The organism is Polynucleobacter sp. MWH-Jannik1A5 (assembly GCF_018881795.1).
Taxonomy (GTDB): Bacteria; Pseudomonadota; Gammaproteobacteria; order Burkholderiales; family Burkholderiaceae; genus Polynucleobacter.
This window is the reverse complement of the sequence record NZ_JACVPQ010000016.1, coordinates 21019-34851: the sequence shown is the minus strand read 5'-3', so window position 1 is coordinate 34851 and position 13833 is coordinate 21019. Positions and strand designations below refer to the sequence as shown.

Annotated in this window: 15 protein-coding genes and 1 tRNA gene; 4 read left to right on the top strand and 12 right to left on the bottom strand. The window is 43.6% G+C overall.

Going from position 1 to position 13833, the window contains the following annotated elements; all coding sequences use genetic code 11:
- The 6 genes from ICN23_RS10105 to ICN23_RS09795 all read right to left on the bottom strand — a co-directional run bounded on the left by ICN23_RS10105 (position 1) and on the right by ICN23_RS09795 (position 4754).
- Positions 1-402, bottom strand: coding sequence for a peptidoglycan-binding protein (locus ICN23_RS10105; RefSeq protein WP_370624787.1), 402 nt, complete (start codon positions 400-402; stop codon positions 1-3).
- 4 nt (positions 403-406) lie between these two features.
- Positions 407-1558 carry a His-Xaa-Ser system radical SAM maturase HxsC gene (hxsC, locus tag ICN23_RS09815; RefSeq protein WP_216232067.1) on the bottom strand — a complete coding sequence of 384 codons (1152 nt, stop codon included), beginning with the start codon at positions 1556-1558 and terminating at the stop codon, positions 407-409.
- Positions 1551-3008 carry a His-Xaa-Ser system radical SAM maturase HxsB gene (gene hxsB / locus ICN23_RS09810; RefSeq protein WP_216232066.1) on the bottom strand — a complete coding sequence of 486 codons (1458 nt, stop codon included), beginning with the start codon at positions 3006-3008 and terminating at the stop codon, positions 1551-1553. The genes hxsC and hxsB overlap by 8 nt, the downstream gene beginning before the upstream one ends.
- On the bottom strand, positions 3001-3312 hold the full coding sequence (hxsD, locus tag ICN23_RS09805) for a His-Xaa-Ser system protein HxsD (RefSeq protein WP_216232065.1): 312 nt from the start codon (positions 3310-3312) through the stop codon (positions 3001-3003). The genes hxsB and hxsD overlap by 8 nt, the downstream gene beginning before the upstream one ends.
- Positions 3313-3603: a His-Xaa-Ser repeat protein HxsA2 gene (gene hxsA2 / locus ICN23_RS09800; RefSeq protein WP_216232064.1), complete on the bottom strand. Its 291-nt coding sequence runs from the start codon at positions 3601-3603 to the stop codon at positions 3313-3315.
- Positions 3604-4172: 569 nt separating this feature from the next.
- Positions 4173-4754, bottom strand: a complete 582-nt coding sequence (locus ICN23_RS09795) for a hypothetical protein (RefSeq protein ID WP_216232063.1) — start codon at positions 4752-4754, stop codon at positions 4173-4175.
- A gap of 152 nt (positions 4755-4906) precedes the next feature.
- Here ICN23_RS09795 and ICN23_RS09790 point away from each other — a divergent pair, with 152 nt between their 5' ends.
- Positions 4907-5152: a helix-turn-helix domain-containing protein gene (locus ICN23_RS09790; protein WP_216232062.1), complete on the top strand. Its 246-nt coding sequence runs from the start codon at positions 4907-4909 to the stop codon at positions 5150-5152.
- A 207-nt stretch (positions 5153-5359) separates the two neighbouring features.
- Here ICN23_RS09790 and ICN23_RS09785 read toward each other — a convergent pair whose 3' ends face one another.
- From ICN23_RS09785 to ICN23_RS09770, 4 genes are all read right to left on the bottom strand, one after another.
- Positions 5360-5761 (bottom strand): hypothetical protein, encoded by a 402-nt coding sequence (locus ICN23_RS09785; RefSeq protein ID WP_216232061.1) that lies wholly within the window; start codon positions 5759-5761, stop codon positions 5360-5362.
- A 79-nt stretch (positions 5762-5840) separates the two neighbouring features.
- Positions 5841-6449 (bottom strand): L(+)-tartrate dehydratase subunit beta, encoded by a 609-nt coding sequence (gene ttdB, locus ICN23_RS09780; RefSeq protein ID WP_015421408.1) that lies wholly within the window; start codon positions 6447-6449, stop codon positions 5841-5843.
- Entirely contained in the window at positions 6446-7345 is a 900-nt protein-coding gene (gene ttdA, locus ICN23_RS09775) for a L(+)-tartrate dehydratase subunit alpha (RefSeq protein ID WP_216232086.1), read from the bottom strand. The genes ttdB and ttdA overlap by 4 nt, the downstream gene beginning before the upstream one ends.
- Positions 7346-7398: 53 nt before the next feature.
- Entirely contained in the window at positions 7399-8367 is a 969-nt protein-coding gene (locus ICN23_RS09770) for a tripartite tricarboxylate transporter substrate binding protein (RefSeq protein ID WP_216232060.1), read from the bottom strand.
- 129 nt (positions 8368-8496) lie between these two features.
- On the opposite strand from ICN23_RS09770, the gene ICN23_RS09765 reads away from it, so the two are divergent.
- Complete coding sequence (locus ICN23_RS09765; RefSeq protein WP_216232059.1) at positions 8497-9414, top strand: LysR family transcriptional regulator; 918 nt, start codon at positions 8497-8499, stop codon at positions 9412-9414.
- A 137-nt stretch (positions 9415-9551) separates the two neighbouring features.
- Here the strand turns inward: ICN23_RS09765 and ICN23_RS09760 are convergent.
- Both ICN23_RS09760 and ICN23_RS09755 read right to left on the bottom strand, forming a co-directional pair.
- Positions 9552-9639: transfer RNA gene (locus tag ICN23_RS09760), tRNA-Ser, on the bottom strand.
- A gap of 18 nt (positions 9640-9657) precedes the next feature.
- Positions 9658-10794 (bottom strand): NAD(P)/FAD-dependent oxidoreductase, encoded by a 1137-nt coding sequence (locus ICN23_RS09755; protein WP_216232058.1) that lies wholly within the window; start codon positions 10792-10794, stop codon positions 9658-9660.
- A gap of 113 nt (positions 10795-10907) precedes the next feature.
- Between ICN23_RS09755 and pgi the strand changes: the two genes are divergently transcribed.
- On the top strand, positions 10908-12398 hold the full coding sequence (pgi, locus tag ICN23_RS09750) for a glucose-6-phosphate isomerase (RefSeq protein ID WP_216232057.1): 1491 nt from the start codon (positions 10908-10910) through the stop codon (positions 12396-12398).
- Between the two features lie 43 nt (positions 12399-12441).
- Complete coding sequence (locus ICN23_RS09745; RefSeq protein WP_216232056.1) at positions 12442-13827, top strand: phosphomannomutase/phosphoglucomutase; 1386 nt, start codon at positions 12442-12444, stop codon at positions 13825-13827.
- Positions 13828-13833 lie beyond the last annotated feature (6 nt).

Here is a 13833-nt window from a genome sequence, read left to right as displayed (position 1 = left end):
TCAACATCCCAATTTAGCTCTGGTCTGATTGTCTGCAGACCCTGTAATCAACATTCCGTTCGATTTTTGAAATTCAATGATTGCCTTGATGTATGTTGCATTAAATGAAGTATCCATATCATCAATTTGATAGCCTAAATCTTGCAGCCTACTTATACATTTCTCGGTGCTTAGGCCAGATCGTAATTCTGCCACCCTCTTCTCTTGCTCGATGGCGACAGCAGGGGTTGCCGGAAGAATGAAAGATCTCGGAGTGCTTTGATCGTTTCGCTCGGGATCCGACTCATCTGCAATGGCATATCGTGGATCACTAAAAAAATATATTTGATATGCTGAATATATAGATACAGCGATGAACCCGAAGGTTAATATTGTCAATAATTTTCTAACTCTACTTTGCATAGAATCAACCGATAAATGGGCTTATGTTGTCGCTATATCGATGAATTTTAGAGGATGAGAAGAACCCGCCACATTCAGATTTGCGCTGACAGGGATTACACTCATCAACAAATTCATTTTTCCAATCACTAATAGACTTTACATAGTTTGGCAAAACATCGGGATTAACAAGGCATAACTGGTGGTTATATACGGAAGCTCTAATTCCGTAGGCATTTAATACGGCAACAGCCTCACTTAATGTATCTTTGTATTCAATAGGATCAATCCACAAAGAATCTAAGTTTGCCCTGGTAAAGCCCATCATCTCCAAGCCCATTAGGGCAACATGATCAACAAACAATAGGTTTCTAGCAATAAATTCACATGTTTGCACCAATCTCTCGATTGATTGCTTGTGAATAACAATTCTTATCTCAACCTTTTGATTGTATTTTTTTAAATTTAAGATTCCACGAACAGTTTCATCAAAAGCACCCGAGGACTGAACAATATAATCGTGTCTTACAGGGTCATCGGAATATATTGGAATTCCCAGCAGGCAATCTGGATGATTAATTGCAGCATATGCCTGCGTAAACTGAAGATCACTAAACCTTCTGCCGTTTGATAGGACATCAATTGCTGTTGTTGGAAGGCTTTTCTTCGCTTTGCTTATCAGTTCGATAAATTGGGCGCCGTAAAGAGTTGGCTCGCCACCGGAAAAACCAATATTTCCTGTCTCTTTAGGGATTAAATCTAACAAGCCCATCGCCTCACTCATCAACCAGGAGTCATCCACATCTTTGGGCGGCTGAGAACACATCAAACAGTAATGATTGCAACGCTCAGTCAAAAGAATTGTATTGTGTGGTGATTTGACCCGAAAAACGACATTGGCATGGCCACTTGGCTCGACGCTAATAATGTCACCCTCGGCTAAATAACCCATTTCTTTTGGCAGATTAAGGTAGCCATCCATATGCGAACTAGATTTGTGGGTACCGCCAAAATCCAAATAGCACCCATAATCGCTATCCACATCCATGCCGTCCAGTAAGTAGGCGTACCGCCTTTTTTCAGAGTTAACCAATGCGCTGGAGCGAGTGACTGTAAATAGTTGGCGAGAACCAACGACAATATTGGAATCTAAAGCATTGCCGTGAAGCTTAAGCATGAGGCTGCCCCCAGAGCATGAAAAGCCTTTTTACAAATGGATCAGACTCCATTTTGTTAATCAAATATTTAAAAATAGCCATGTTTCTTTGACAAAACTGGGAATCAGGTTTTCTTGCCACAAAGTCACCATATATCCCATGATGGAAGACTGGATCGGCGCCACAGTAATCCTCAAAGGCACAGTCATTACACATTGGAACGCTATAGGAAAAAGATTCTTCTATCGGATTTAACAAGACATCATTTAAAAATATTTCTTCATAGCTATTAGTTAATACATTGCCAAGCTTGAAAGAATCATCCCCCATTTCAGCAAGCATCCTGCTCTCATCCGATGGGTATACCGTTCCGTCATAGTTATAAATGATTGCGCTTATCCCAATACCTGCAGGACTCATTAAATCCACATACCCAGGATCTTGACTTGTAAACATTTTTGCCAATATTGTGGCTGCGTAGTACTCCTTGAATTCAATGCCACGACGATTGAGGTCAATAATATATTCCAGCCCCTTAAAGTAGAACTCGTTCCACTGATCTACCCCATAAGCTTTGAATGTTTTTGTTTTTAAGGCAAACCCATATGGTGATAACGGCCTCAAAAAAATACCGGGCATATTCTGATTAATATATTCATCAATGATTTCCTCAACCCGATCCAAACTAGCAGCAGTTGTTGTCATTAATGCTGAAACTGCATCAAATCCAAGGCGTTCCCTGACCATCTTGATGCCTGAAACTGCCTTCTCGTAGCTATTTTTTCCCGGCCTTGGGCGATTGCTATTGTGAAGATCTTTTGGCCCATCTAGAGAAGTCGATATTTGAATTGCGTTGCTCTTGCAGTAATCCAGTATTTCTTCATTAATCAGCGCGAGGTTAGTGGCAATGACATAGCTAACATTCTTACTGCCTTTTCTAAAATTAGCCTGCTCAACTATGTACTTAATAATAGGGAAATTTAGCAATGGCTCCCCACCCTGAAATTCAATTTTTATTGCCCTAGCTGGAGATCGAAGAGCGAGGTCAATTGCCTTATCTGCAATCTCTTCAGTCATGTCATATTTCATCTTGTCATCAGATTGCCTAGAAACTTGACAATAAGGGCAGCTATGCTCACACCTAAGTGAAACCACGAACATATGTAAGGCGGTAAATTCACTTAAGTTTGCATATTTTGTTCTAAGCTTAACTTCCAGCAATTCTTTGGCTACATTAGTTTTGCCATCAACCAAAAAATGCTTTGCCCTCAAATCTATATAGCTTTGGGAGCCGTCATCTAACTCATGGGATACAAATAACTTTAGAGCATCATCACTAATGACGAGATACTCTCCAGCTAAGTTAGTCAAAACGCATCTAGCGCCATCTAACCTATCGAATCTAAATGGTAGTAACGAATACTGGCTCTTTTCTTTTTTGAAGAACTCAATCTTTTGAAACTTACTCATTCCCTATTAAACCCGCCTTTGAAAACGCATGGGCCAGTATTAAGTTTCTGACACCTTCTGTTTCTTTTTTAATCGTCTCGCGCAAATCTTGATCTAATACCTCTTTCTTAAAATCATCCATTAAGAATGAAATTTTTTCAGATGGCGTTTCAGGAGGGAAAGAGAAAAGGCACTCGAGTTGAGTGCCTTTTTTATTAATTACCACTGAATAATTAGATATACCTTTATAGGCAGCTTTTTTCAAAGTATCAATAGAGTAAATATCTTCGTTAAACGTTAGCACCAACCCAGCATAAGCCACCATTTATCTACCTGATCTGTGAGAGCTATGGGAAGCATGCGATGCGTGTGATGAGTGATAAGCAAGAACTTGCCCCGAGTCTAATTTTTTCATCATAAGTAAGTGCGACTCACCATTTTTTTCATATTCGAAAGATTTAATGGGGCTGCTGATGAGATCACTCAAATCGGCTAGATTTGATTGATTTTGTTTTGACAGGCCATTCTCAATCTTTGGGGCAAGAGTCGCATTTGAATTATTAGCAGCCAAAGCAGCAATAGCGGCACCAACAGGAATTAGGAATTTTTTAGACATTTGAATCTTTCTTTTCATATAGCAAGCAAAATGCAAATTAGTACTAATAATTAAAACATAAAATAAGGCAACTTTTACTCTGCGCAGCAAATTTTGTGCATTTCACCACTCTAGAGGTTAAAACGTTGTTTTTCTTGAAGAGGTAGCCATTTTTGGCCGATTGAAGCTAGCAATACAACACCGCTGACACGAATGCGTCACATGCACTACCCCCTTTTTTTAGACCATTGATTCGACAGCATCTTTCCTATTTAGGAGAATTTAAGTAAGGATAGATTTGGGTTGGGTGCAGGTCGGCCTTAGTATGGTCCATGCCGAATAACCGCTTAAATGATTTCACGTAAAAGGGGGTGCGATCAGGTTTTGGCTTTTGTATTGAGCCTACGTAAATAAACTGCTTAAAAGGCCTTATAACTCCACAATCAATACAAATCCTCAAATCTTCATCAGGTACGAATGCATCTATAGCTACGGTCATACTTATTGATGCGTAATTTGGAAGAATATGCTCTCGTTTACAAACGGGGCACTGATAGACGCTGTAAGAGGATATTCTTGTCATGCCTGCCTTATTTACACATTCCAAGCTCGTTAAGAGCTTTCGCCATACCCGAACCATCAGATACCAGTGGGCGCAAGCCGATTATGCAAAATGATTTTCTGGAGAAATTTTTAACCTCCTCTGGGCAAGGCACGCTCCCATAAGAATTGGGTGACACACCCGCCCCTTCCCAGCTACCCCCACAATAAAACGTAGCATCATATTCAGCGTAATTTGTAGGGCAACTTTTACCTTTTACGCCCATACCAAGCATCAAGCCTGAAATCCCGCTTTGGTTATTGTTCTGAAATTTCACCACGGGGGTATAACCATCCGCAACCAACTTAATATTTTTTATGTTTTCTATTGCAGACCAAACTTCAGGAGTATTTTGAAGGCCAATATACGATATTGTGGAATCAACCTTCTCAGATATTCGGCATTTTTTTATCAAGGCCTTTCTTTCGCGTTCAGTTTTTTTGTCCTCAGGTGATGGGAATTTTCTTTCACAGACATCATAAACGGCATGGACCGCAGCCTTATTGTTAGCCTTCTTCACTCCATCCAAGATGCACTCATCATAGTTTGATGGGCCAAATAAGCCAGCCATTACAGATCCCGACCATACAAGAGCAGGTAAGATAAAAAGGTAAGTGTATTTTTTGTGCGGCATTGGTTTGACTGGTAAAGATTATCTTGATTTGTAACTATGGGTATCATCTCCCGTGGTATTAAAAACGTCAATAGGCAAATATTCTGCCTATGGCAAGACCCTCACCCACGCATAGCGGCTCAATTGATTTAGTTGCCTTAGGGGCCACCATCAGGGATATAAGACGCGATCTAAACCTCTCACAAGAGGCGCTTGCCAATGAGGTCGGCATTGACCGTAGCTATATGGGCGGTATAGAGCGGGGTGAGCACAATCTGGCAATGATTAACTTAATTAAGATTGCAAAGGCCCTCAAGCATTCAGTGGCTGACCTGCTAAAAAAAGCAAACCTCTAGGGCGATGGCACCAACAAGGGCTCACCTGATAAATACAGGCATTAAGTTACAACCAAAGCCACCCCGCAGGATGCCTTTGGTAACGCTTTTGGTAACTTCTTTGGTAACTATTAAGGGATTCAGGCTATAAGCCCGGCTCCTCATAGCACCTAGGCGGAAAGTACCTCCGCAATGACTGCTAACGACCCAAAGCTGACGCCCGTAAGGCTAGCTCATATGCGCACAGCAAATATCGAGCCAACCATTTTGCCTAGCCTTCTCGTATGGGTAATGAAATCTTTCTTTAAACTCGGCGCGCTTCTGGCATTGCTTGGCAATTTCTGCACACCGCTCCAGTGTCCAAGTTTCCTGTACAGCAGGCTTTCGTTTAAACCCGACAATGTGAGCTGTACATTTGGTTAACCAACCCCTATTGATCGCCTTTTGATAGCTAACTGGGCTCCCTTTCTCCCACTCGTCTCTTGTCTGGTATTTCTCCGCCTCTTCTTTACATAAAGCTAGAGTCCAGTAACTATCATCAGATAATGATTGGTTGGCACACCAGGTTCTGACTGGGAAGTTACTTCTAAAGGATTTAATAAAACTGCTTTGGATATTTTCAGAACGCATGAATTTTTCCTAACAACCAAACCTTTTTAAGTAATGACGTGGGCTAAAAAGTAACCTCACGTCATTTAATTAAAAGCCATTACTTAATAAAGCGAATCTTCTCGTTAATTTTGCTTAAGATTGGGCCCTTCTTAGCATTGAATACTTTCTTATTTTCTTCAATCAAGTTTTTGCCCTTAGTATCAATTGAGATAATTAGTGGGCCAAATTCTTTAACTCGGTTAACCCATAGCGTTTCTGGCATCCCCAAGTCTTTCCATTGAGCATCTTCAATTTTCTCAACCTTAGTTGCTGCTAAAACAGCACAGCCGCCCGGGAAAATGGCATGAACCGCCTTGTTCTCAACGCAACCTTCTTGCGTTTCGATACCCATACCACCCTTACCAACAATCAACTTAACGCCTGTTTGTTTGATAAATTCTTTTTCGAACTTTTCCATGCGCATGGATGTTGTTGGTCCAATAGAGACCATTTCGTATTCGCCATCCTCTTTTTGACGAACAATCGGGCCAGCATGAAAAATTGCCCCGCCCTTAAGATCAACTGGCAACTCACGTCCCAACTCGATTAAACGACGGTGAGCAACATCACGACAAGTCACCAAGGTTCCAGTGAGATAAACCACATCACCGATGTTTAATGCTTCTAAATCTTCGTCTTTTATTGGTGTTTGTAGAATTTTCTTCACAGCTTGAATCCTTCATGGGAAATAACTTCGTAAGACATATCGGCATTGATCTTGATCTTGCCGCGGCGATGCGCCCAGCATCCGGTTGATACAGCTACACCGATTGTGGATGGGTGGCGTGCGGATGACTCAATGTTTACACCCATCACACTGTTGGCACCAGTAAGCCCTTGTGGACCTAATCCCAATTCGTTTAGACCATCAGTGAGTAGCTCTTCCATCATCGCCGCATTTGCATTTGGATGGCTTGAGGTCACTGGGCGCAAGATTGCCTTCTTAGATAAGCGGGCAGCAGTTTCTGCTGAAGTAGAAACGCCAACACCAACCAATAATGGTGGGCAGGCATTTACACCGCGTGATGTGATGACATCAAATACAAACTCAGCAACACCTTCATAACCTTGTCCTGGCATCAGTACCTTAGCAGCACCGGGCAATGTACATCCACCACCAGCCATATAAACATCAACGATACAGTGATCAGCGCCAGGGATAATTTCCCAGTCTAGCCATGGAATCTTTGACCCAGTATTGGTGCCAGTATTTTTTTCTTCAAAAGTTTCAACTGCGTTATGACGTAATGGACCTTCTTTGGTAGCGCCTTTAGTAGCATTAAGCAAAATATCTTCCAACTCGCCCAATAAAGGAAAGTTTGAACCAGCAGAGAGGAAGTACTGAATGACTCCGGTGTCTTGGCAGCTCGGACGATCTAGCTTATCTGCCAACTCTTGGTTTTCACGCATTGACTCGAAAACCTCTTTAGCTAGGAAATTCACTTCCTTGCTTCGTAACTCACCTAATTTGGTAGTTACATCCGTTGGCAAACGCTTGCCAATATATGAGGTGAACTTTGATAAGACATTAGTTATATCTGCTACTGCTGCCTCTTTATCCACGACGGATGATTGCTTATTCACTATGTGCTCCTTTGTATGTGAATGCTGGGTAATTATTCGATTGCCAATTTCGCGGCTTTTGCTAGCCCCGCGAATTTAGCTGTTTCTTCAGATATTTGTTTTGCCATTTGTGCCTGTGTATTGCCTACAGGTTCAGCGCCAATATCAAACATTTGTTTTTGAAACTCAGGTGACTTAATAATTTTTACGATTTCGGTATTAAGTCTTGCGGTAACTTCTTTAGGTGTTGCAGCCGGAGCAAGAAGACCAAACCAAGTACCTATGTCCATATTGATTCCAGACTCTTTCATTGTTGGCACAGAAGGTAGCGTTGAAGAACGCTTAGCCGTTGTGACTGCCAATGGGCGTAATTTCTTTTCTTTGATAAACGGCAAAACAGGAGTGATGGTGTCAAACGACATAGTTACTTGACCACCCAATAAATCAGTTGCCAAGGGAGCTGAGCCTTTGTACGGAACATGAAGAATCTCAGTGCCAGTCAACATCTGGAACTGCGTGCCAATCATGTGCTGTGCTGTGCCATTTCCATTTGAACCATAGGAAAGTGAGTCAGGCTTTGCTTTTGCTGCTGCCACAACATCTTTAACTGTTTTATACGGTGAAGCTTCAGACACAACCATAATATTTGGTACTAATGCCACAGTAGTGATTGGCGCAAAGTCTTTTTCAAAACTGTATGGCAGAGTTTTATAAACCGCGGGAGCGATTGTGTGATGTACGGCGCCCATGAAAAGCGTATAGCCATCAGGAGCAGATTTAGCAGCCAATCCAGCGCCCAATGTTGCGCCAGCGCCAGGCTTGTTATCAACAATGACTGATTGCCCTAGGACTGGACCCAGTTTTTGGGCAACCGCTCTTGCTAAGACATCAGTTGTTCCACCAGGGGGAAACGGCACGATGATCGTAATTGTTTTGGTTGGGTATGCCTGAGCGGCTGCTGTCCCTATAAAGCTACACAACAAAAGAATTGCTAGGCTATTTTTTGTTACCTTTTTTAACATTCTGTCCCCTCCAATAATTGACTCCATCAGCCCATTAGAGGCTTGGAATATTGGCACTATAAATTTGAAGGGTATTAAAAAATCATGTATAAAGTTAAACCATAGTTAACTTTTACTTAACAATCGAAAATGGCTAAAAGTATTAATCCCGCTGATTTAGGATTCTTTTCAACGCTCATCAGCTCTGGGAGTCTTGGGGCCGCCGCCCGTGAGCTTGGGGTGACAACTGCCGCAGTAAGTAAACATTTAGCGCAAATGGAATCTCGCCTAGGATTAGTGCTCGTAAATAGAACCACGCGAAGAATGAGCCTTACCCATGAGGGCGAAATCTATCTAGACCATGCCAGAAGAATTTTGGGTGAAATTGATGATCTTGAGCATATGCTGTGGGGCTCAACAAAAGCTCCACAAGGCTTACTTAGAGTCAATGCGACACTCGGATTTGGACGCAGTCATATCGCGCCTTTAATAGCTGAATATGTAAAACAATTTCCACAAGTAGATATTCAATTACAGCTATCCGTAAACCCTCCCCCGATTACCGATGATGCCTATGATGTTTGTTTTCGATTTGGTCATCCACCTGACTCTAGATCAATTGCTAGGCTGATAGCCCCCAACAAAAGAATACTTGTAGCCTCTCCCGCCTACATTAAGGAATATGGCGAACCAAAGTCACCCAGTGAATTAATTAAACACAACTGTATTGGCATACGCCAAGGTGATGAGGGTTATGGACTGTGGCGCTTCTCGAGCGGTAAAGGTAAGTCAAAAAATGAATTTACCGATAGCGCAAAAGTTCGCGGTAACTTAACAACAAATGATGGTGGCATTGCCGTGAACTGGGCACTAGATGGCCGAGGCATTGTTTTGAGGGCTGAATGGGATGTCACACAACACCTTAAGTCCGGCAGATTAATACAGGTAATGAAAAACTTTGAAACACCAGATGCTGATATCTATGCTGTCTATGCTGAGCGCCATAAAACATCTGTGAGGGTGAAAACATTAATTGACTTCGCTATTGCCTCATTTGGAGTCAAGTAGCTTTTATCGATAGTCTGCTATTGGCCGATAGCGGACCCTCAGCGCCAAAAGAAAAGCCACCCCGTAGGATGGCTTTGGTAACGATTTTGGTAACAAGGCTGTTGTATTGCCACAAACCCTTGTAATACCTATTGACTTGGCGGAAGAGGTGAGATTCGAACTCACGGACCTTTGACAGTCGGCAGTTTTCAAGACTGCTGGTTTAAACCGCTCACCCACTCTTCCTTTTGAACGATGGTGAGATTATAAAGAACTTTTGATTTGCCCCTCTAAATGCTTGGCAATGGCAAGGCTAGAGGTCAGCCCGGGGGACTCAAAGCCATATAGATTAAAGAGGCCTTCTAGCCCATGATCCTTAGGCATATTGAAGCAAAAGTCGCCTGCAGGCGCATTGGGCGGGACAATTTTTGCCCTCACGCCTGAATAATCTGGCTGTAAGGCATTGTCTTTCAGGCCAGGCCAATACTTTCTGACCGCCTCATAGAAGCCCTCGCCTCGCTTTGGGTTTACTGTGTAATCAATTTGATTTTCTTCATCGATTTCGAGCCACTCCACATCGGGGCCAAATTTAGCTTGGCCACCCATGTCCAGAGTTAAGTGCACGCCTAAGCCACCAGGCTCTGGGATGGGATAAATCAAATGTTTGAATGGCGATTTACCAGATAAAGAAAAGTAATTACCTTTAGCAAAATACGCTTTGGGTATTTGCTCTTGTGCAAGACCTTCTATTTTTTTCGCAATCGCTGGGGCACTCATGCCGGCACAATTAATCAGCAATTTTGTCTGAATCTTCATGCCATCCGCTCCACCAATTTCTAACTCAAATCCATCTTGAGCGCTTGTCCCAATTGGTTTAGCGCTGATCAGAGGTGATTGATAGGCAATCATGCCGCCAGCATCCTCGAATCCACCCAATAGAGACAGCATAAATCCGTGACTATCAACAATACCTGTGGTCGATGAAAGAACTGCAGCAGCGCATTGGAGATCTGCCTCCATTGCTTTAGCTTGCTCGCCAGTAATGAGCTTTATTTCTGGGACTTGGTTTTGTTGCGCTTTGTATAGGATGGCTTGCAAGTCATCCAATTGAGACTCATCACTAGCTACGATGAGTTTTCCATAAGGTTGCGTGGCCACATGATGCGTTCGGCAATACTCATAGAGCATGCGATTACCCTCTACACACAACTTAGCTTTGAGAGAATCCTTGGGGTAATAAATACCAGCGTGAATCACTTCGCTGTTACGGGCGCTACTGATCGTGCCAAATGCGCTTTCTCGCTCGAGCAAAATCGTTTCACGGCCTTGCAGAGCCATTTCCCTGGCAACCGCTAGGCCAATGACCCCAGCACCAATAACGACACAGTCAACGCGCTCCATTTACCCGATCCTGCATCTAAATTTGCTTGTATTCATCATGAAATCGTAACATTTTCAGTGGTTTAAGGTGGTTTTTGGGGTTTTTGAGGGGTAGTTATTGATAAAATTCATAGATGTCTTTAAAACCTGCTGCACAGAACTCGCAACCCCTCCATCAAACTAACGGTATCGCTTTAGATAGCGCCTATCAAGGCATTGATGCGGCTGGTTGGACTTCTCTTTTTCAGCAAGCCAGAAAAGCGCACTTAGAGCAATTTATTGCCGACCTGTTTAGCGGTAAGCACATCAATAACTCTGAAGATCGCCCCGCCCTGCACTCGGCCCTGCGCAATCTGGATAAATCACCAGTTTTGGTAGACGGCAAAGATGTCATGCCAGACGTTGCGGAGGTTTGGCACCGAATCGAAGCCTTATGCAATAAATGGGTTGGTGTGACCGATGTTATTCATATTGGTATTGGCGGATCTGATTTTGGACCGCGCCTTGCAATCGAAGCTTTAGCACATGTTCCCGATATCGAGAGCCGTGGCATGCGCATGCATTTCTTGGCCAATATCGATACGGCAGAACTCAATCGCATTTTGCAACGGGCCTTACCGCACAGCACTAAAGTCATCATTGTTTCCAAGTCCTTTACGACGCTGGAAACCACTATGAATGCCAAGGCAGTGGTGAAGTGGCTCAAAAATAATGGCCTGACTGATAGTCAAGTTAGTAAATCCCTCTTTGCAGTTACGGCCAATGTACCAGCTGCTGAAGCGTTTGGTATAGAGCAAGACCACATCTACCCCTTCTGGGATTGGGTTGGCGGTCGTTATTCTGTTTGGTCAGCAGTGGGCCTACCCATTGCCTTGCAGTATGGATTTGATACTTTTAAAGAATTTTTATCCGGCGCGCAAGCCATTGATCAGCACTTTAAAACTGCCCCGCTTGAAGAAAATCTCCCGGTCATCATGGCCTTGAGCTTGCTGTACCAACAAGAAAAACACCACATCAAGTCCTATGCAGTCATTCCATATGCGGATGCTTTGGATTGGTTTCCAAAGTGGTTGCAACAGCTGGATATGGAGAGTAATGGCAAGAGCGTTGATCGCGATGGCAAGCTAGTGAAGTTCTCTTGTCCAGTCGTGTTTGGCAGCTCTGGTAGCAATGCCCAGCATTCTTACTTCCAGCTCCTGCATCAAGGTACAGAAATTATTCCGATTGATTTCATTGCGGTACGTGAGCCAATGAGTCATTTGCCAGAAGCAAAGGCACATCACCGCATCTTGTTATCAAACTGTTTGGCTCAAGCTCAAGCATTAGCTAACGGCAAGAAGACAGATAACCCAAACAATACCTACCCAGGCAAGCGCCCTAGCAACTTACTGATCCTGCCCAAGCTCAATGCGTTTTACTTAGGCGCACTCTTGGCACTCTATGAGAGTCGCACAGCTGCCTTAGGTGCCCTATGGAATATCAATAGCTTTGATCAACCTGGCGTTGAGTTAGGCAAAGTCCTGGCCAAGCCGATTGAGGCTGCTTTAAAAGATGGTGGCACTGTGCAAGCCAATGCTGGCATTGATGAAGTCACTGCTGCCCGTATTAACTTATTTAATCAATAGTTTTATTAGCTCTAGCATTAGCCTAGACAACGAAAGAACCACCATGCAACTTTCTCCATCGATTTTCAAAGCTTATGACATCCGCGGCATTATTGATGAAACCTTAGATCCATCGATTGCCAAACTGATTGGTCAAGCCTTTGGTACAGAGATGCGTGAATTGGGTGAGACTGAAATTGTGATTGGTCGCGATGGTCGCTTATCTGGCCCTAGTCTGATTGAGGCGTTGACTGAAGGCCTGCTCTCCACCGGCATTAATGTGATTGACTTAGGCATGGTTGCTACACCGATGGTGTACTTTGGTGCCAATCAAACACTCAATGGAAAGAAACCGAAGTCCGGCATCATGATCACTGGTAGCCACAATCCTCCTAACTACAACGGCTTTAAGATGGTCTTAGGTGGTGCAGCTATTTATGGCGACCAGATTCAGGCTTTACGTAAACGCATTGAAGCCAAGAAATTTGCTAGTGGCCAAGGCACTCGCAGCACTTTTGATATTTTCCCCATGTACTTAGAGCGTATTGTGGGTGATGTGAAACTGGCTCGCCCGATGAAGATTGTGGTCGATTGCGGCAATGGTGTTGGTGGCGCATTTGCAGGCAAGCTCTTTAGGGCATTGGGCTGCGAAGTGCAAGAACTCTTTTGTGAGGTAGACGGTCATTTTCCGAATCACCATCCAGACCCTGCGCATATTGAGAACCTGCAAGACCTCATTAAGAACTTACAGACTACCGACAATGAGTTAGGTCTTGCCTTTGATGGCGATGCCGATCGCTTGGGTGTGGTCACTAAAGATGGTCAGGTGATCTTCCCAGACCGTCAAATGATGCTTTTTGCCAAAGATGTTCTCTCCAGAAATCCAGGTGGACAGATTATTTATGACGTGAAGTGCACCCGTAACCTAGCGACCTATGTAAAGCAGCATGGTGGCGAGCCTTTAATGTGGAAAACGGGTCACTCTTTAGTCAAAGCCAAGCTAAAAGAGACTGGTGCCCCGCTTGCCGGTGAAATGTCAGGCCATATCTTCTTTAAAGATCGCTGGTTTGGCTTTGATGATGGCCTCTATACCGGCGCACGTTTGTTAGAGATTCTTTCAAAAGAGAAAGATCCTAACCAAACGCTCAATAATTTGCCAAATGCGATCTGTACACCTGAACTGCAACTTGCTTGTACTGAAGGTGAGCCTTTTGCCTTACTAGAAACCATCAAAGCGAATGCTAAGTTCCCTACTTCCGAGTCAATCAATACGATCGATGGTGTGCGCGTGGAATATGCCGATGGCTTTGGCTTGGCTAGACCATCTAATACCACCCCAGTAGTGGTAATGCGCTTTGAGGCTGATAGTGATGAAGCGATTGCCCGTATTCAGGCGGAGTTTAAGGCGGTATTGCTAGCTGCCAAGCCGGATGCCAAACTGCCGTTCTAAGGGGAT

Coding starts and splice junctions, on each gene's coding strand:
- ICN23_RS10105 (WP_370624787.1), bottom strand. CDS start 402: ATGCAAAGTAGAGTTAGAAAATTATTGACAATATTAACCTTCGGGTTC.
- hxsC (WP_216232067.1), bottom strand. CDS start 1,558: ATGCTTAAGCTTCACGGCAATGCTTTAGATTCCAATATTGTCGTTGGT.
- hxsB (WP_216232066.1), bottom strand. CDS start 3,008: ATGAGTAAGTTTCAAAAGATTGAGTTCTTCAAAAAAGAAAAGAGCCAG.
- hxsD (WP_216232065.1), bottom strand. CDS start 3,312: ATGGTGGCTTATGCTGGGTTGGTGCTAACGTTTAACGAAGATATTTAC.
- hxsA2 (WP_216232064.1), bottom strand. CDS start 3,603: ATGTCTAAAAAATTCCTAATTCCTGTTGGTGCCGCTATTGCTGCTTTG.
- ICN23_RS09795 (WP_216232063.1), bottom strand. CDS start 4,754: ATGGCTGGCTTATTTGGCCCATCAAACTATGATGAGTGCATCTTGGAT.
- ICN23_RS09790 (WP_216232062.1), top strand. CDS start 4,907: ATGGCAAGACCCTCACCCACGCATAGCGGCTCAATTGATTTAGTTGCC.
- ICN23_RS09785 (WP_216232061.1), bottom strand. CDS start 5,761: ATGCGTTCTGAAAATATCCAAAGCAGTTTTATTAAATCCTTTAGAAGT.
- ICN23_RS09770 (WP_216232060.1), bottom strand. CDS start 8,367: ATGTTAAAAAAGGTAACAAAAAATAGCCTAGCAATTCTTTTGTTGTGT.
- ICN23_RS09765 (WP_216232059.1), top strand. CDS start 8,497: ATGGCTAAAAGTATTAATCCCGCTGATTTAGGATTCTTTTCAACGCTC.
- ICN23_RS09755 (WP_216232058.1), bottom strand. CDS start 10,794: ATGGAGCGCGTTGACTGTGTCGTTATTGGTGCTGGGGTCATTGGCCTA.
- pgi (WP_216232057.1), top strand. CDS start 10,908: ATGTCTTTAAAACCTGCTGCACAGAACTCGCAACCCCTCCATCAAACT.
- ICN23_RS09745 (WP_216232056.1), top strand. CDS start 12,442: ATGCAACTTTCTCCATCGATTTTCAAAGCTTATGACATCCGCGGCATT.